General features: G+C 35.5%; 21 protein-coding genes. 12 read left to right on the top strand and 9 right to left on the bottom strand.

Going from position 1 to position 18,396, the window contains the following annotated elements:
* Positions 1-404: 404 nt before the first annotated feature.
* The gene (locus GLW08_RS21245) at positions 405-653 is read right to left on the bottom strand and encodes a hypothetical protein (protein ID WP_160850620.1); all 249 of its coding nucleotides are present in this window, start codon (positions 651-653) and stop codon (positions 405-407) included.
* Positions 637-1,431: a ParA family protein gene (locus GLW08_RS21250; protein WP_160850621.1), complete on the bottom strand. Its 795-nt coding sequence runs from the start codon at positions 1,429-1,431 to the stop codon at positions 637-639. The genes GLW08_RS21245 and GLW08_RS21250 overlap by 17 nt, the downstream gene beginning before the upstream one ends.
* Positions 1,432-1,887: 456 nt before the next feature.
* On the opposite strand from GLW08_RS21250, the gene GLW08_RS21255 reads away from it, so the two are divergent.
* Positions 1,888-2,949 carry a hypothetical protein gene (locus tag GLW08_RS21255; RefSeq protein WP_160850622.1) on the top strand — a complete coding sequence of 354 codons (1,062 nt, stop codon included), beginning with the start codon at positions 1,888-1,890 and terminating at the stop codon, positions 2,947-2,949.
* A gap of 933 nt (positions 2,950-3,882) precedes the next feature.
* On the opposite strand, the gene GLW08_RS22475 is transcribed toward GLW08_RS21255, so the two are convergent.
* Complete coding sequence (locus GLW08_RS22475) at positions 3,883-4,305, bottom strand: CBO0543 family protein (protein WP_423808705.1); 423 nt, start codon at positions 4,303-4,305, stop codon at positions 3,883-3,885.
* Between the two features lie 323 nt (positions 4,306-4,628).
* On the opposite strand from GLW08_RS22475, the gene GLW08_RS21260 reads away from it, so the two are divergent.
* From GLW08_RS21260 to GLW08_RS21275, 4 genes are all read left to right on the top strand, one after another.
* Positions 4,629-4,871 carry an AbrB family transcriptional regulator gene (locus GLW08_RS21260; protein ID WP_160850623.1) on the top strand — a complete coding sequence of 81 codons (243 nt, stop codon included), beginning with the start codon at positions 4,629-4,631 and terminating at the stop codon, positions 4,869-4,871.
* A complete protein-coding gene (locus GLW08_RS21265; protein ID WP_202406438.1) occupies positions 4,868-5,251 on the top strand; it encodes a type II toxin-antitoxin system death-on-curing family toxin in 384 nt (127 codons plus the stop codon). The genes GLW08_RS21260 and GLW08_RS21265 overlap by 4 nt, the downstream gene beginning before the upstream one ends.
* A 409-nt stretch (positions 5,252-5,660) precedes the next feature.
* Positions 5,661-6,023, top strand: a complete 363-nt coding sequence (locus GLW08_RS21270; RefSeq protein ID WP_160850624.1) for a hypothetical protein — start codon at positions 5,661-5,663, stop codon at positions 6,021-6,023.
* 10 nt (positions 6,024-6,033) lie between these two features.
* Entirely contained in the window at positions 6,034-6,366 is a 333-nt protein-coding gene (locus tag GLW08_RS21275) for a hypothetical protein (RefSeq protein ID WP_160850625.1), read from the top strand.
* A gap of 280 nt (positions 6,367-6,646) precedes the next feature.
* Here GLW08_RS21275 and GLW08_RS21280 read toward each other — a convergent pair whose 3' ends face one another.
* Entirely contained in the window at positions 6,647-7,396 is a 750-nt protein-coding gene (locus GLW08_RS21280; RefSeq protein ID WP_160850626.1) for a MerR family transcriptional regulator, read from the bottom strand.
* A 567-nt stretch (positions 7,397-7,963) separates the two neighbouring features.
* Entirely contained in the window at positions 7,964-8,923 is a 960-nt protein-coding gene (locus GLW08_RS21285; protein WP_160850627.1) for a hypothetical protein, read from the bottom strand.
* A gap of 660 nt (positions 8,924-9,583) precedes the next feature.
* Here GLW08_RS21285 and GLW08_RS21290 point away from each other — a divergent pair.
* Together GLW08_RS21290 and GLW08_RS21295 are read left to right on the top strand one after the other, a co-directional pair.
* Positions 9,584-9,739 carry an HTH domain-containing protein gene (locus GLW08_RS21290; RefSeq protein WP_160850628.1) on the top strand — a complete coding sequence of 52 codons (156 nt, stop codon included), beginning with the start codon at positions 9,584-9,586 and terminating at the stop codon, positions 9,737-9,739.
* Between the two features lie 975 nt (positions 9,740-10,714).
* On the top strand, positions 10,715-11,248 hold the full coding sequence (locus tag GLW08_RS21295) for a hypothetical protein (RefSeq protein ID WP_160850629.1): 534 nt from the start codon (positions 10,715-10,717) through the stop codon (positions 11,246-11,248).
* A 259-nt stretch (positions 11,249-11,507) separates the two neighbouring features.
* Here the strand turns inward: GLW08_RS21295 and GLW08_RS21300 are convergent, their stop codons facing one another.
* A complete protein-coding gene (locus GLW08_RS21300; RefSeq protein WP_160850630.1) occupies positions 11,508-12,071 on the bottom strand; it encodes a site-specific integrase in 564 nt (187 codons plus the stop codon).
* Between the two features lie 599 nt (positions 12,072-12,670).
* Here GLW08_RS21300 and GLW08_RS21305 point away from each other — a divergent pair.
* Genes GLW08_RS21305 through GLW08_RS21315 form a run of 3 tightly spaced genes read left to right on the top strand, consistent with a single transcriptional unit; the run spans position 12,671 to position 13,596 of the window.
* Positions 12,671-13,243: a sigma-70 family RNA polymerase sigma factor gene (locus GLW08_RS21305; protein WP_160850631.1), complete on the top strand. Its 573-nt coding sequence runs from the start codon at positions 12,671-12,673 to the stop codon at positions 13,241-13,243.
* Positions 13,218-13,370, top strand: coding sequence for a YvrJ family protein (locus tag GLW08_RS21310; protein ID WP_237458529.1), 153 nt, complete (start codon positions 13,218-13,220; stop codon positions 13,368-13,370). The genes GLW08_RS21305 and GLW08_RS21310 overlap by 26 nt, the downstream gene beginning before the upstream one ends.
* A gap of 7 nt (positions 13,371-13,377) precedes the next feature.
* Positions 13,378-13,596: a hypothetical protein gene (locus GLW08_RS21315; protein WP_160850633.1), complete on the top strand. Its 219-nt coding sequence runs from the start codon at positions 13,378-13,380 to the stop codon at positions 13,594-13,596.
* Positions 13,597-13,840: 244 nt separating this feature from the next.
* Here the strand turns inward: GLW08_RS21315 and GLW08_RS21320 are convergent, their stop codons facing one another.
* The 3 genes from GLW08_RS21320 to GLW08_RS21330 all read right to left on the bottom strand — a co-directional run bounded on the left by GLW08_RS21320 (position 13,841) and on the right by GLW08_RS21330 (position 15,296).
* Entirely contained in the window at positions 13,841-14,374 is a 534-nt protein-coding gene (locus GLW08_RS21320) for a hypothetical protein (protein WP_160850634.1), read from the bottom strand.
* A gap of 78 nt (positions 14,375-14,452) precedes the next feature.
* Positions 14,453-14,626 (bottom strand): hypothetical protein, encoded by a 174-nt coding sequence (locus tag GLW08_RS21325; RefSeq protein ID WP_160850635.1) that lies wholly within the window; start codon positions 14,624-14,626, stop codon positions 14,453-14,455.
* A 76-nt stretch (positions 14,627-14,702) separates the two neighbouring features.
* A complete protein-coding gene (locus GLW08_RS21330) occupies positions 14,703-15,296 on the bottom strand; it encodes a hypothetical protein (RefSeq protein WP_160850636.1) in 594 nt (197 codons plus the stop codon).
* Between the two features lie 1,523 nt (positions 15,297-16,819).
* On the opposite strand from GLW08_RS21330, the gene GLW08_RS21335 reads away from it, so the two are divergent.
* Entirely contained in the window at positions 16,820-17,212 is a 393-nt protein-coding gene (locus GLW08_RS21335) for a hypothetical protein (protein ID WP_160850637.1), read from the top strand.
* Positions 17,157-18,191 (top strand): tyrosine-type recombinase/integrase, encoded by a 1,035-nt coding sequence (locus GLW08_RS21340; protein WP_337193974.1) that lies wholly within the window; start codon positions 17,157-17,159, stop codon positions 18,189-18,191. Before GLW08_RS21335 ends, GLW08_RS21340 begins: the two co-directional genes overlap by 56 nt.
* Positions 18,192-18,396: the final 205 nt, after the last annotated feature.

The following is an 18,396-nucleotide window of genomic DNA, read 5'->3' on the forward strand; positions in this document are numbered from 1 at the left end:
TGTTGTATTAAATAGCCGTTTTCGTCGTTAATAACGCTCTTACGCAACACAACATAATCGTTAAACCACCAATCTAATGCAAAATAACTCTTAGCGTACGTTTTCCGAGTTTTGCTGTCTGGACCCCTAATAAACAAGAATGAAAAAATTATTCCCCCTCCTTCCAATAGAGAATACATAATTCAAGAAAGTCCATGAGATAGGAAATCATGGACTTTCTTACTTCACCACACACACTGAAATCTTAATAAGCATAGAAACTGTAAATTAGTAGGTTAAACGTTGATATGCTCCTTCAAAAAAATCTTTGGTACATTTAAATTTTGAAGATAACCGACTTTTCAAAGTCAGTAGCATTTTCATCTAATGAATACAAACACAATAATTCTTTCTTAAACGATTATTTATTTCTGAAGATATTCTTCTAAAGCTTCTTCAATTAAAATATAGATGTTTCTTTCTTGTAGTAAAGACTGCATTTTTAACTCTTTATGCAAATCCGTTCTTAAATCGAAAGAAACTCTCTTTCTTTCTACCTTTTCATCTTCGTTTCTTCCAACGTTGTTTTCTTCTATATTTTGATTAAGTGCCTGAGTAGGCGTTACATGTTTTTGCTGACGAGATCGGTTCTTCATATCATCGATTTTGGACACGGTTCAACAACTCCTTATAGAACGCATAGTATTGGGAAATAACTTGATTAAGCTCTTTGTTATCTTGAAAACCATATAGTGATAGTCTTCCAACAGGTGCTTTTCTAGTTATGATAGTTTTAAATATAAGATCTGGATAATCTTCTTCAATGAGCTCATTAAACGCTTTTGCATCTGTTCGTCTCACATCATTCATAGTACGTAATATCCCTATAACCTCAGTAGATCGTTCACCATTTTCTTTGGCTCCCCCCACTGAATCTAAAAAATTTGGAATAGCTGAATAACACCAATTAGAACACTCATACATTACCACGACATAGTCACTTGCACATAAAGCATTAGTTGTTTGTTCACTAAGTGATGGAGGAGTATCAATTAATATGAAATCATAATTTTCTCTAATGGGATTTAATGCTTTATCTAAGACTAGACTCGGGCTTCCTTTATAGGGAATACGTTCTCCTTGATAGGTCTTACCAGTGTACAACCAACGAGCAAAAGTCGCTAAAAAATTATTTGCTGGTAATAAATCTAAAGTATCGCTTATTGTGTGTAAATAGGATGGAATATCGTGATATTCCATTGCTTCTAAAACAGAGTTGCCTACAAAATCATTTGATACCTGACCAGACAATAACTCTGTTAAATTCCCTTGTGAATCCAAATCAATAGCTAGTACTTTATAATCTTTGCTTAATAAATGGGCAAGAATACCAGTAGTAGTTGACTTACCACATCCACCTTTTTGTATCCCCATCGTAATTGTAATAGACATCCCTAACTCTCCTTTTCATAAAATATTCTTTTCTTCGTTTCTTCCAACGTTTATTATATATTCTAGAATAAGGACCATCTCTCCTTCTAGTAATCGAATTATTAATAGGGGCGGAATATATCACATGTAAGTAACCATATAATAAAAAAAAGAATGGTTCGAATATTTCTTCGTTTCTTCCAACGTTCTTTCTAATGTTTATATCGGTCTTATTAATTACTAAAATCGTAAGTATAAAAATACTATTTATTTTGTCACAACATAGCAGAAGGGACAAAAAAATGGTAGAATTACTCGTATAAACGAGAAAAACTCCCTCTGCTTTGGCCGGCATGGGAGTTTCTCACACAGATGGGATCGTATCCAATGGGACACGTGCACCCTTCTTCTCATTTAATTATGTGGTCATTATACCATGTGTTTACGGTCCCTTCCACTATGGAAGGAGAAATTTTTATGGAAAGTCAAAATCAAAACATCGGAATAGAAGATTTAAAAGAGGAAGTAATCATAAAAAAAGCCCAGACATTGGCTCGTTGGTATTACCCCAATCCTCAGCCATTTGAGAATTGGTTAAGCAATATAGCTCCTGATAATCTTGTAGTAAAATGCAAAGATACAGGAGAAGAGATTCTCAACACAAAGGCTACGCATAATAATGTCGAACTGGCTTATAAAACTTTTTGGACAGAATATCAGCGAATGAAAAGTGCTCTAAAACAAGATGAAAGAGGAATATATTTTCAATTCTTCCGTGAATATCATTATTCGATAGAGAATAAATTGAGCCATAGTGACAGAACCAGATTATTAAAGCTTGCAATTGCACAATTTAAAAATAAACAGGCTTTTGAAGACAATGGAATTGGCATGACACGTAAAGAGATTGCTGAACTTTGGGGGATTAGTGAGCATTCGACTAGAAATAAAATGTTACCTTATTACCAAAAGATTGGGTACTTAACCAAGAAAAAGGTTGGTCGGTATTGGTACTATTATTTTAAAGAAGAAGCTCTCCTAATGGGAAGGATTAACCATGATGGTAAGTTTGTAAAGATCTTTCATGAAAAACTCTTAGAAGTGTACGAAAACCTAGAAAAAATACAAAGTCGGCAACAAAAACTAAGAAAATACGATGCTTTGGGAACATTACATTTTTTGTTAAGTTATTTTCATTATGAGACTCTATATTTGGTGAAAAACCCTGAGGAATCAATCGTGAAACCAAACGAAGAAATAAACGATGCACTAGAAAGAGAGTCAAGACGCTGTAGAAAGAAACTTAAGCATATGTCCCTTAAAGAACTGGTTAATCGTCTTTCAGCAGCTCATGAATCTACTATCCGAAGAAAAACTATTGAGAAGCATTTAGAATGGATTGAAAGATGTGGTGCTATCAGCATTCATCGGACAAAAGGTGTTAACAGAATAATTGTACATCCCCATTTAGTTGGTAACCATAAAGTACAGGACCAATACATAAGAACAGTTTTAAACCAATTTAATCAACATGAATAAGGCTGGGACAAAACTATAATACCCAGTAGTAAAGTCGAATGTTACTAAGAAAACAAACGTTTATTAATGATAAAAATCCGAACTAATTCGAAACCTCAATAGCAGATTTCGAATTATAGTTCGGATTTTTTATAGGCTAAAACTATTATGTCCCACCTCTATTTTAAAGTACAAAGTTTGGTCACTAGAGGGTGCACTAATGTACAAAGTTTGGTCACTAGGGGGTGCACTAAATGAAGTCAGTATTAATTGCAAAGTTTGGTCACTAGGGGGTGCACTAAATTTATTATCACAATTATTAATTGCAAAGTTTGGTCACTAGGGGGTGCACTAAATGACTTATACATTTCCAAAATCCCATCTATATCTCTTATTCCTCTTTTATGTTTTATGGATTTTATATTTCTGAAGTAAGTTATTAAATTAGTCAGTGTTTCATTTTTATTTAAAGAGGGTGGGCGTATCGTACGAGGACCCGGAAGGTTTTGAAAAAACGTTTCGGGCCGCAAGTACGCCAGCAAGGCGAAGCCGCGGTAGTGCATTTATGTGTTGAATGTGTTGGTTTCATTTACAGTTTTTATGTAGATTACATATTTCTGAAGATTTCTTAAAGCTGATATGATGAAATTAGAAAAGATAATGATTATTGATATGTAAAACCCTTTTTGTTCTTGAATTCAGAATGTTGTCATGACAAATGGTTTCAAAAATTAGCAAGAAAGAAGTAAATGTACATCCCCCCCCCTTCTCCGAAACTCATGATGATAATTTATATATTAAGCAATCAATTCCGATACAAAGCAAAAGGACACCTTGAACAAATCATGATGTCCTGCATTGCTTCATGTCATTTGGAAGTTTTTCTAGATGCCATACCTTAGGTTGTGATTTTCAAGCTAAGAATATACGTCAAAAACGCATTTTGATGTTTCTTTAATCGCTGGAACCACATGAAGAGATTTGACTATCCCTTCTAATTAATCCCATTATCCCTCGTACCAGCAAAAACGTAGCCGCCAATGAAGTTAAAGAATGAAACCAGGACCATCGTTTATATCGTATTAAATCTGTTTTACGCTCTAGCCATGTCTCGAAGATGGTTACAGGCAAGCTGTAGATCCAAAATGCTTGCAGTAAAATGCTCTTCATATTGGAAGTGTAAGAGGTTTGATTAAACCAAACACAAAGCAATGGGAATAAGAGATAGTCGAATAGAACACTGATTTTTAAAAATCTGGGAAACAAGCGCACAGGATATTCAATCCAACCACAAGAAACTGTTATCTTATCAACCAAACTGGATATGAAACATTTCATAAAGAAAATAAGAACCCAATCTTTTCGAGGATGCTTCAAAAATGAAAATGGTGAAACGTATTCAGGGAAGGTTAAAAACTATGACAACATCGTATGTGTCCTACATATAGAAACGCAATATTACATGATCTATAAAGGCTCTGTGAAAAAGGTTTTTTTTCCTACAGGTGAGCACAACTTTCAAAACAGAAAATAATACTGTCATCTCTAAAAATTCATGTAACAACACTTCTTGTACGTAACAAAACCAACCAAACACACTACAAGTTTCTACATTTGAATCCAAGGGGGGGGGCGTTAAGACCTTGTTGTTATAACGGTTTTACGGTATAATTGTTATAACACGTAAAGAGGTGATCATCATGACACGTAAAATTTCGAAGTTCGGCAATTCTCTAGGGATTACATTACCTAAAGATGAGTTGTCCAAGCACAAGTGGGATAATGGCGTTGATGTTGATGTCAAGGTCTATGATGATAAGATTGTTCTTTCTCGTACGAATAAAGTCGACCTACCCCAAGGGATCTCTCCAGACTTCTTTGAAACACTGGAGACAAATTATCATCAGTATGAAGATACCATCAAGGAACTGAAAGATCGTTGAGATATCTCACTGTTCAAGAAGTAATGGCCATCAATTCTTACGTCATCCAACGAACCTCCGCTGGTGAATTCATTGGAGTGAAGGAACCAACGTTGTTGGACTCAGCTGTCCATCGCCCCCAGCAATCGGTTCTAGGTAACGACGCTTATCCAACCATCCCTGGGAAGGCATCGGCCCTTTTGGAATCATTGGCTCAAAATCATTGCTTTCATAATGCGAATAAACGAACAGCCTTTTTAAGTATGTTGCAATTCCTGGCGTATAATTCCGCAGGATTTGGCATGGATCAAAAAACTGCAGAAGACTTTGTGGTAGATATCGTAAATAAAAAATATACGTTTGAGGATATTGTTGAGATTGTTAGGGAGAACGTTACCTAAATAAATGTTCATCAAATGTGATACTATATAGGCAATGGACCAACAAAAAAAGCATAGCCCTTACCCATTTGCAGACAGGACGCTATGTTGATTGAATGGTCAGGGTTTCGGTGTGCGCCGGAACGAAAAAGCCCCTTTTCATGTTTCATTCACACATGTAGGGGGCTTTTTATATGGCCTTTTATATGGGAGATATAAATGCAGGATAAGGCGAACGGAGTTCGCAATCCACATATCACAGGCAAAGCCTGTGAGGGCAGGATTTAATGGATCCGGTAATGACGCCGTTGAATGGATGGATATTCCGGTGAATTATCCATTAATATGCTTGAAAGACTGATATATCAATATCATAGACTTCCAGAATGTTTCGGATAGTTTTTGAGACAGATAGAGTAAGAGGGATTATGTGAGTGATTACTATATAGTAGAAGGTAAACCAACAGAAATCTTAGATAGTTATTTTGAGCAAGAGGATATTCCTTTCACGTTATTTAACTTTAAGATTAGTAAGGTTTACAAAGGTGAAAAAGATATCAAAAGTAAATATATTAAAGTTACACAAGATGGGAATAAAGAAGATTCTTTCCGTTCTCACCCTCTTATGAATATCAATGAAAAATATGTATTATTTCTTAAAGAAATAGAAGATGGTAGACTGATTATGATAGGTGGACCAAACGGTAAATTTGAATATAAAAACGATATAAAAGCATTCCAATCAAACGTTGGTGAAACAGTCAATGACTCTAAATTAAAAAAGATAAATTGAGGTAATAGAGATGAGACATATAAGTATTATTTTACTTTTAGTAAGTACAATTCTAGTTTCCTGTAACCAAAATGAAGATAGTTCTTACTCAGCAATATTAATCTATGAAGGTAATACTTACTATGGAGAAAAGATTGTAAAAAAAGAAGATGTACAATTAGGAGATTCTATTGGGAAAATAACAAAGAAAGTAGAAAAGGAGAAAATGCCAAACGAAGAATTGTCATCTAATTATTTAGATGTCAACACGAATTTGTACAATGTTAAGAACAAAACTGGATATTTAGCTGCTAAATATTTAGAGGATGAAAACAAATACAGGTTATTTAAAATTAAAAAATAAATATTTCTATCCCCTTAAAAAGTTTGGGGGGAGTAAAAAATAAAGACAGCTTTTCAGGGCTGTCTTTATTTTTTACTTTAGTTTAGATATATATCGTTCATATATTGCTGTAAGTTCTAGTTTAACCTAGTTAAGAACGTTGTTATATCAGAGGGTGGCTGAATATGAAAGATGATATAAAGACTAATTACCTTAATTGGTTATTTTTTATTTACTTAGATGGAATAGCGTCAGTTTTCTGATGTGACACTTTTAAAGGTTATGAAATTACTTTGTAACTTTAATCAGAACTAGAACTAAATAGTCTCTGCCAAAATCCTTTTTCTTTTTTCTGATTCTGGCTCTGTTCAGTGTAAACTTGGTCTAACTTATCCTCTGTCCTAAGCCTTATTTGGCGCTCTTTCTCTAGTTCAGCCTCCAGTTTAGCCTCACGTTCAGATTGTTGATCTATGTTTTCGATAGACCTGTTCATTGAATCTATTTGTTCTTGTAACTTTTGGTTTTGCTCATTCTGAACTTGCTCTAATTTAGCTTCAACCCGGAGACGTATTTGGTTCTCTTCTTCTAAAGCCTTCTCTAGTTTAGCTTCAATTTCGGATTTTTGATCCATGCTTTCGAGATATTTGCTCATCGAATCCAGTTTCTGCTGCATCTCGTCCATCTTGGCTACCTTGTATTCCATTTCCGAAAACTTATGTGCGAACATCTCGAACATCTCGTACAAACCTTCTTTTTGAAGAGCATTAGATAGCGCAGTACTCATTTCATCCTGGCGATCAGATGCTTTTTTCTGAACTAATAAAGTTTCTTTGAACAATTCTTCTCGCACTTCATCCAACGTTGGCTTTGGATCACGTTCCATGAACTGTTTAATTTGCTCAATTTTCTTGAATTCCGATTCATGGATAAAACGAGCATTCCGAGCACCTCGGTAAGAATCAATAAGACCATGATTACACCAATCACGAAGCCTGGCGTGATGAACTTCAAACTTTTTGGCTACTTCACCAATAGAATAACCTCCACTCACGTCTTCCCCTCCTAGTTCATTCTGAATTTAGACTGAATTAATAATAAATCATTACGAACTTAGATAATCTATGAAAAGCCTATAAATAAATGTTTGTGCTATCTATGTATTTAATTTAGGTATAGTTCATTCTAATTCCTTTTAATAAGAAAATAAAAGGGGTGCCCATTTTGAATTTAATGAAATAAATTAGAGTAAATCACATATTGAACTATTTTTTTAGAAAACAAAAACTTTCTTCATCAAGAACTCCCCCCCTTTTTGGGGTTCAGTGATAAGATCGATAAAGGGGTTCCTCTAGTAATTTTTGTGGAAACAGATAATGATGCGCAAATACCAAGATCAGAATGAATGTGCGGTTACAGGAGAAAAAAGAGAGGATAATAGAGAGTTTGAAAGTGGCCTGGTTTTAAGCCCGGAAAGGGATTAAAAGGTTGAAAGGTCATTTTAACAATTTAGATTCCTATTAGTTTTCGGTGTACACTGAAACAAAAAAGCCCATGATTTAATCATGGGCTTTTTTTCACAAAATAGTATCCAATGCTAGATGTTAATTTTCATGATTGCTTATAGATTGTATAAATCTTGTCCCTCTGAATAAGCAGACCATTTACTTGTAGCTGTACTTGAAGTCCATCCAATAGAAATACTCCCTTTTCCAAGACCTATGCTACTGACACCTACAGAACTACCAGAAGTCCAAGTGTGAGCTAGTTTAGATCTAACTGCGTGTTGTTCATAGGTAGTTACATCAAATGTTGCAAAAATTTCCCCTTCATGCCAAGAGTACATTCCACCGTCTGAATTATAGTTTGGTAAGATTTCGTCTTGTTGAACGTATCCTACACCATAATTTGTAAGCTTTTGGGGAGAAGTGTAACTAAGGATCTCATTGTGATCAGTATCAAATGTAGTCATTTCATAGCTTTCGAACTGTATATGTTGGTCGAAATCGATAGCAAACGCATCTTTCCCACCTACATCATAATCACTATCACCAGAATCCCAAGAACTTGATCCGTTCCACTCAAAATGTGCGTAAACTTTATTCTCGCCAGTTCTTGTATCATACCAAGCAGTCGGGGTATCAACAGACACAGATGCTGTTGATGAAGCTTCTACAGTATCCCCTCCAAACAGCCCGCTAAGTTTCGCTGTTAGATTTTGTTTTGAGTCTTTTTCAACCTTCACCCATGGAATAAGTCCATATTTGTCCTTTAGTTTATTGTTTATCTCTGATTGACTAGCACCGTTTTGGACCATTTCTCTTAGATCCAATTTTATATTTTCATTTCTTTCCTTTTTTTCGGTAAGTGTAAGCTCCTCACTTTGACCACTCATTCGAGTACTAGAGCTACTTTGAAACTTACCTTTTTGATTATCTTCTTTAGCTTGCACAGGGGGCTTGATGTAAGTGGGTTTTGGATCTGTGTCCTGAGCATAACTCTGAGATGAACCATTCAATCCTGTGAAAAACGCTGGAATAATTAATAGACTAGCAATGCATCCAATAAGAAATTTCTTCACTTTTCCACTTCCTTTTTTAGAATTTGAATAATCATCTAACGTGAAATGTAGCGCTTCCAAATATTAATATTACTGATACCACGAAGACTAAAAATAAGCCGGTAAACATGAATGTAATATATCTACTTCGGTTCACCCCGTACCTTAGTTCCCAAAGACCTAAAGTGATTAAATATAATCCAATAACGATAGCTATCATTGGTAAGACTAAAATCGTTCCCATATTAATCTAAACACCTCCACAAGATTCTTTCTATTGTTATAGAATACTATCATAATTAATGTTTCGGAATAATTATTTATGACGATTTCATCTCTTATTGCATAACAAAAAACGACCACTTTTTGGAGTAGAGTCAGGATTTTGACAATTTACAACGATAAGAAGATAAACGCTGTTATACCAAGGCTTACACGACTTTGTATCAATAGGCTTCACTCTATTGAGAATCTTCCTCAAAACGATGGTTAAAGCATTCTAAGTGTTTCATATACATGCCTCAAAATACTTATCGTTGTTTATCCCAAGATAAATAGTCCTTTTGGTGACTTAACGTTGTAAATCCGCATTTTCCTGACTGGACCCCTAATAAAGTGGTTGGAAAGTAAATAGTTTATAAAACTAGTTTAGAGCGCTGTTATATCGGAGTGTTGCTGAATATGAAAGGTGAGATAGAGAGTAATCAGGATTTTTCGAGCAAAGAAGTAGCCAGGCGTCTTGGCATTGAATCTGTAACAGTGAGGAAATACTGTAATGAGCTTGAGCATAAAGGGTATGAGTTTAAGAAGAATGAACGAGGATGGCGCGTTTTTTAAAGCTGATGATCTAAAAGCATTGGCCTATTTTCAAGTGCTACGAAATCGTGGTAAATCTGTTAGTGAATCTGCCTCATACAAAAGACGATATAAAGATGTTTATGGAACAGCAAGGATATATAGAACGTGTTACAGGAGAAATAAGAGAGGATAATAGGTGGCTTAAAGGGGTCTGGTGTTAATCTCGGAAGGAACTAAAGACCATTTGCTTGTAGCTGTACTTGAAATCCAAGTGTGAGTTACTTTAGCCCAGATATTTAATTTCTTTTAATATACCATTATTAAAAACTCCAAAATATAAAGCAATTAGATAAAGAAGTAAAACAATAAGAACTATAAAAACTAACGTAATATGGGCATTTTTATCTTTTTTTTTTTGTTAAATTCATCTCGATAGTTCTGTTGGACTTTACGCTTATACACTTTATTCTTCATGATTAACCTCCTATATTTTGTGAAATTAAATCATAAACTCTTCTACTAGAATTGAAGTTGGCTTTATCAGCATGTTGTCAAATAAATAGAAAAATCCCCTGAAATAACCCATATATATTATTTAGTATAATTAGCCTGTTTCATACTTAATAGAGTTCTAGTATAATACAGAAAAATATTTCCAACTACAGAAAGGGTGGTATATTTTGAACATATCAATCAAAAAGTTTATAATACTTTCTTTTATATTCTCATTAATCTTTTCTCTTGTCTTTGTTTTTGTGCAAAGAGTGGATACAATATTTAATCCCCCACCGGTTGCACCTACAAAAATAGAAAAAATGGACTGAAGTGCTTCTTATTAAAAATTTTTCTTGTTAATTATTTATGATTTATTTTCCATCCTTAATTAAAATTTGTTACTTTTGGATATTTTTTACAAAAACACTGTAATTCCTATATATTCCATGTATACTATTATGTGTCCCCTAAGAGCTTCAATTTATTATGAAATCATTTAATTAAGGAAAGGATTGTTCTATGAAAAAATCATTAGCAAGTTTAGCAATTTTAAGCACCTTTGTTTTTTCTTATAACACAAGTGTTTCTGCAGATGAGTTAGACACGTCTGAAGGGAAAAGTCAAATCACTTCTAAAGATGGCGAAGAAGACGGGGTAAATGACTCTTCAACTGTCCAAACTAAAGTTACCAAGATTTCCGATAAACCGATTGATGAATTATTTTCCACACAAGGGGCAGGAGAATGGGACTACATAGGTGAATCTGACTTTGCTCGTAAGTCTAAAGTATTTACTTCTGGTGGTGGAGATTTAAAGATATATATTTATCAGCCATATCTTGGTCCTGGTTTTCAATGGAAATATCACCTTAAAGAAGAGGATCCCACGTTTGACGACACAGTTTCCAGCTTTAATTTAAGTAACGAGGAAGGTACCTATCAGGTAGAGTTTAATGTTCGTAGTTATACAGATGGCAATAATGGTAACGCAGAGTTATACTTACTAAAGGACACGAACCCCGCAACCATAGTACAAACAGAATGGTTTGACTGACTATAGAAACATTAAAGAATCTAATGAACATTTAGATGTAGGTGTTCCTGATGTGTATGGGATTGTAAAAAAAATAAACAATTAAACTTAAAAGTCGATTTCTTATTCAAGAGATCGACTTTTAAGTTATGAAATCATTTAATCTCTTAAAGAACTTAATTGGTTTCATAACTTATAGGTTCGGATTTCTTTTTTGGATGATTTAATCTTGGGAACATGGAAAAGTTTATCCGATCTATCAATTTGAGGTTGGGTACTTTTATAGACTAAAATCTTCAAGAGCCTGGTTCATCATGTCATCATTGATGCCAATATATCGTAAGGTGATGGAAGGGCTAGAATGCCCAAATATCTCCTGCAACATCGCTACATCCTTCGTCTTCTGATAGAAGTGATAGCCAAACGTCTTGCGCAACGTATGCGTCCCGATGGGTCCTGGCACCCCACAAGCATCTGCAGCGCCATTGATGATCCGCCAGGCACTGGTGCGATTGATGGGCCCGCCTTTGCGGGAGGGGAAGAGATAATCCGATGCTGCGAGGCCCTTCGTGTATTTTTCGATCTCCTGGCGCAGCGCCGCCGTCATTCGGACCTTTCGTATGTTCCGCGTCTTCTTCTCCCGGATCCGCAGATGGTCCGTTTCCCGCACATCCATCACCCGCAAGGGCAGGATGTCACTAATCCGCAACCCTGAATTGATTCCAAACGCAAACAAGAAATAATCCCGATAACTCTTATGTAAGAGATGCTCCTTCATATCTCGGATCAGTTCCGGATCTCGAATAGGTTCCACACTTTGCTGTCCCAGGCGTTCCTTAGTCATCGCTTAACAACTCGTAGACCCTCGGTTCAATATCCTTTGAATTCGCCTGGTCTGCACAGGATCCGCATACCAGATTATTATCGATGGCCACATAGTAGACGATCTCATTTGGCCTGAAGTCCAGGTGACAATATTGGCAATAACTCACATTCACATGGGTCGTTTTCAAGGTTTATCCCTCCATTATGTCTCATTAAATGAAACGATTTAATACAATATGTTTCATTTTATCATGGAAGGCTTGTCAAACAAAGCGAAAACCCCTTGGGTTCCAAGGGATTTTCGCTTTGTTTGGTCTAGGCATGAACGAAACATAATAGACATTATGTTTCGTTAGGGATTTTAGATATTCTTCCTAAATATGTTTGAAACAATAGACTTATATTGGTTGGAAGGATGGTAAGTAAATTGTTTCATTAAAAATCAAGAATGCACTAGTAGAAAAAGCATGATAAAATAAAAAAACTTCCAAGAATATGAGTGTTAAGGGTTGTAAAAAACACCTTGAATATCCCTTTTATAGGTGAGAGCTATTATAACCTAGCTCTTTATTTTTTGCTTCAAAAACGAACGTATGTTCTTGTATTTGGGGGTAGAGTATGGAAGAGTTTTCAGAACAAGAGCTTATGAAAGATCCGTTTATGAGGAGGTTTCTAGCTGATGAGGAGAATTATAGATTGTTCAAAAACTATCAACAAATGCCTACTGAAGAAACGGCTGTATCTCTTAATAATAAGTTCCAAGAAGAATTGAAGAAGGTAAGGGCAATTAGCTATCTATCGAAATCTATCCACTATTGGGCTGTTGATTTTGATAAGAAACAGAGAAAGTATAGCGAACGTTTTACTGCTACGTTGGACCAGCCACTAGATAATGATGGCGATTACACCCACAAAGACAACCTACAAAGCAATAAAGAAATAAGTTATAAGCCTGCCACATCAATTGAAGACGTTATTCAAAATCCGTCGCTTATGAAGGTTGTTAGTACACTAACGTTAAGACAGAAGAATATTTTGTTTTCTCTGTTTGTATTAGGTCTGACAGAAAATGAAATTGCAGAAAAAAAAGGTGTTTCACAGCAAGTTATATCAAAATCGAAACAAAAGGCTTTAAAGAAACTAAGGGGGGAACTGAATGGTGGAAATGACCTTTGTCGAAATAGTGGCTAACGTAGGTTTCCCGATAGCTGTAACCATTTATCTCCTCACTAGGTTTGAGGGGGAAATCGAAAAACTAGAAAAAGCCATAAACAATTTGAGTAGGAAAATTTCCAATAATCAAGAAGATAGGGGGTAGTGTTGTTATGACTGTTTCTGACAATGAATTTCTTTATATTGAGATCTCTAAGAATCTTCAGAACAAAGTAAAAAAAGAGTTATACCAAACCTCAGAAAATAATAGAGAAGATCTAGAGCAAGAATTACAATACCTTATTTACAGGGAACTAATAAAAGGGAAATTTGATGATGTTCCTGATATATTTAACTATCTAGAAGATAAAAAAAAGACGAGAATAGCATAAAACAGCCTTGTTTATCAGGGAGGGAGTAAAGAAATTATAACTTTGATGAATATCACAGTCCTTGACTCTGAGGTTTGTTGTTTATATGAAAACCAATATATTACGTTGAATTTGTAAGACTCAAAGCTTCCTTTTTAAAATTGATTTTAGCTAAAATTGATATAAATAATAAATCTAAAAATTAACCCCCGATATATACATCGGGGGTTTTCTACGCATAAAGGATGCCTTATATGTTAGTTAGCTACTTAGATATTTTAGATAGTTTTGAGTTTTTGTTGACTTTATTAATAACAGCTATTGAACCAACGAAAGCCCAAACAAAAGCTGTTTCTTGGAAAAACTCACTGAACAAAGAAATAATTAGTACTATAATACTAAGGGCCAAGAAAATAATGTTTGTTCTTTTGATAAAACTTCCTATTGTTTCGCCTTTTTGATAAAAAGGGATAGCTATAAGATAACTTATTGCTAGTCCGAACACGAAGACAAGAAGGCTTTCTACAAAAATATCTCCAATAGCTTCACCAATGCCAGTAAAGTCATCAGCAATTAAGAAGTAACAAGCTAATACTGTAGTGATTTGATAAAACAAAATTATTTTTTTGTTTTCTTTTCCATTATAGACCCATGATATCTTTATTACTTCTTTCATCCCTTTGAAATTTGGTTCAGTTGTCTTCTTAATGGCATAATAGGATAATTCAAGTATAAAATGACCTAAAACCATTAATAAAGCTGCTACAATTGGTGGGGTTTCATTTAAAAAATTTTCCATGATAGTCCTCCATTCTTTTAAAAGAATAGCATAGATTATCATTCTAAAAAAAATATATAGAACATAGTAAAGGACTGTCTATTTACCTTTATTCATAGTCTTTTCTAACCCATCCATTGCCTTACGTAACTCATTTCCTATTTCTTCTCTTTTCTCTTCGTCAGCCTCATTATCCAATGCTTTGGTTAATTCAGTTGCGCGAAGTATTTCTTGAATGAACGAATTATCATTAATTTGTTTTTTTATATCCACAATAACCACACCTTTAAATAAGTTTTGAAATGAAGGAAATCCCTTAACATTCTAAGTCAAGGGATTTCTAATAATATTATGCATTGTTGTCGCGAAGGTTTTGCATCGCTAAGAATAATGCAGTACCCGAAAGAGCTGTAGCAGTTCCTGCTGCTCCAACTGTAGATATAATAAACGCAAGACAAACAGCAAGAAGGATTGCCAATGCAAACGCCGCAAGATATTTCAATCCTGAAAGATCAGTGTTGAACCAATGTCCTTTGGACATTGTGAAGCTCTTATATGCATGATTATAATAAGGTTGACCACGATAATCAGTCCAAGCAGTTAATTGACCAGCGAATTCAATTAAGAAACTAAAGGTATCGTTCGTGAACGCAAAGTCTGTCCAATCAAGTGAAGGGTCATCTGAACCAATGATATGGTAATCACCAAGAGTGTTTTCAACGAAGCCGGTAATGACATCCTTCATACTAGAGCTCATTCCTAAGTCACTTTCGTAATAGTAATAGTTAGTAAGATCTCCGTTACCGTCGTAGAAAGCAATAGCGCTAGCACCAACACCCATTGACATGTTAGAGTCAATATCGCCAGCTACACCTTCTTCAACTGCCACAGTAACTGGTCCAAGGTCTACAGAAAAATCTGTTCCTGTTTTTTCTCTTGCCATAATTAATTCCTCCTTATTTTTTTGATCGACTTAACGATCTTTCACCTTATAAAGAGAAATTTAATTATTAAAATACAACCATCTTGTGATTTTCTTTGTTAAAATTAGAAAAAAATTGGTGATACAATGAATCTTAAATCTCCTAGCTGGAAATCACTCTTTTTTACATTCATTTTCGCATCTATTTATTTAGGTTTTGTATGGCTTACGGATGGAGAAGACGGTTTTTTTGATGTTTGGACTTTCGTTATTTTGTTTACCGTTTTCCCTATTTGCTTTTGGGACTTACAAAGGCTTTTTTTAAAAAAGGATAATAATAATTCCAACAATTAACCCTCACACATGTTGGGGGTGATTCATCTATGTTCCTTCAATTCTTCGTTCCTCATAATGTCGAAAGATATCAGGAACATCATCAAAGTTTCCCTTAATTAATAGAGCATGAAACTAACTATTCCCTGTAAAACATATAAATGATAATATGTATTTATAGTTGTTCTATTTTAATTTTGTTTAGTCTCCTTTATGCAAAGGAAGACGGTCTATTTACTTAATCAAAAGCGTTCTCTTGGAACGATTAACTCAAGACACAAGTGTGTCTTCTAGTAATCTGGAAAAGAGAACGCTTTTTTATTTATAAATGTTAAGGTTAAAAGAGTTGCTGGAACCGTATAGATGATATAGTATGGACCTATACGAATTTTCATTGCTCTCATGAGCCTGATCACGAAGTTTCACGCCCTATTGGGCTGTATGAATTTTCTTAGAAGACGTATGTCTACAAGTCCATATGGAAGGATAACCAGAGCTATGTATATAGGTCTGTATTTTTGTGTCTAAAAATCGTTACAACAAAGGAGGAGAAAAGAATGAATCAGTTCATTCATACCCATGCAAAGGTTTGCTGGAGGGAGTATGTTCCATAATCTAATGATGAAGGTAGAGAAGGAAAAATCCATTTTGGAAGAGTTGTATGAACAATAAGGAAGATCGTTCTTGCCCGGACAGAGCTATTCATGAATGATAGGTCTGCTTTTTTATTGGGTTTGAACACATTACTTGAGGGATCCAGTTAGGTACTAGGAAAAGTGCCAATGGATCCCTCTTTTTTTTGAAAAAAGATCTCTATTTTGCTCAGCTGGTGAAATGGGTCATCTGTAGAGAGGTAAGACTCTATAAACTCTATAAAGCCCCTTGTCGTTGTTGCTGTGATTTGGGTCTGCAGTGTGGCATGAGCACTGCAATATGATGCTCCCCCTTTTTGAGGGATAGAGCAGGCTGTTTATTAGGCTTTAATGCTATTCATGTTTAGAAAGCTACACTTGGCAGCACGCCATATGGTGATGCATCCAAGCTAAAACGAAGTTTTGGATGCGTCACCTTATGGCGTGGTCACTCAAATTAGGGATTTTAAAGCGAAATATGTATGTAGTGCAGTGTAGTACATGAATAAAACATGTAGTGCGATGTAGTGCATAAGTGAAAGGTGTACTACATTGCACTACAAAAAATGGAGGGATTCGATGGGAAAGATCAACCTGAATGTCAGAATCGATGAAGAAATAAAAAATGAATTGGACCTTGTAGCAGATCATATGCACATCAAACGAGCTGAACTTGTACGATTGGCGATTATGCAATTCCGAGAGAGTGGCCACGTAAGCCATGGATTGAGCTACCAGCAAGCTTTACAGGACGTACATCAAGAGTGCCAGGACATAGAAAGCAAGTTACACGAAATACAAGAGTCTAGACGCTCCTCCAAAGGAGAAGAAATGAATGTCGAGAACGCCAATCAAACTATTATTGAACTCAAGAAACATGTACAGAAGCTCGAGAAGGATCTCAGGGGGTGGAATCGTGGGGAAACGGAACGTGAAGAACCAAGTGGATCAAGCATTGAAGAAAATCTATAAGATTGGTGAATCTAAAAAGCAGCTACGAGATAACCATCAAGAAACAGGCATTCATTCTACAACGCAAGTGAAACATGCGTATTCTGTAAGTATGCAGTTTGTACAATGGGCGAAAGGACAGAAAGGAATTAAGGATATTTATAGGCTCAAAAGAGCTCATTATCGGGAGTATTTGACCCATAAGGCGAATCAAGGCGTTTCCAAAGGGCATTTAATGAACATCGAAACAAGTCTTCGATTACTGTCTAAAGGCATGAATCAATTTTCGAAAGATCAAGGTTTCAAGGAAAGAGATTGGGTTCCCAAACAACGGCTCATACACAGCTCAGAGCGCTCCAAAGGGCAAGATCGATCTTACACTAGGGATGAAGTCCAAAAGATACGGGAAAATCTCCCAGAGGGCTCTCAAAACGCCTTAGATCTTCAGAATGCATTTGGCCTTCGGTTAAGGGAAGCTGCCAATCTAAAAGCTGCTCATATTGAAGAAAAGCACGGAAAGTTATATTTTGTGGCCTCGGAAGATAGGGGATCGTTGAATAGTGCTAAAGGACTTACGAAAGCAAGCAAGGCACGTGAAACACCTTGTTTATCAAGGTATGAGGGAAAGGTTAGAAGCATTTTGGCAGAGAAAGAGCAACATCAATTCCTGGCACCCAAGTATAATACGGTGAAAAGTGCTTATAACCGTGCGGTAGAAAAAGCAAAGGTAACGAATTATACAGGATCTCATGGATTTCGTCATAGTTTTGCTCGTGAGCGATTAGAAGCCTCTTTGAAAGAAAGGGGGATTTATAGGGAAGGCAAAGACATCATCAATCGCATGGTTGAAAACTATGATCAAGGGGTTCGGAAAGATGCAGGGATACCTCATTCTGAGCGTAAACTATATATGGAAGTGAACCAATGTGTAGATATTGTGCATCAAGAATTAGGTCACGGTAAAGGGCGTATGGACTTGGTTGCCATTTACATGCGCTAAGTCAATTTATCTTATAATGGGGTATCGCCAGCAAAACGCGGATAGCGTACGCTAAGGATAAAAAACCTTATCACATAGGCTTTTTATCTGTCCTGAATTTCGTTCGTTCTATACAACAGTGTTGTATTAAATAGCCGTTTTCGTCGTTAATAACGCTCTTACGCAACACAACATAATCGTTAAACCACCAATCTAATGCAAAATA

The organism is Pontibacillus yanchengensis (assembly GCF_009856295.1).
Taxonomy (GTDB): domain Bacteria; phylum Bacillota; class Bacilli; order Bacillales; family BH030062; genus Pontibacillus; species Pontibacillus yanchengensis_A.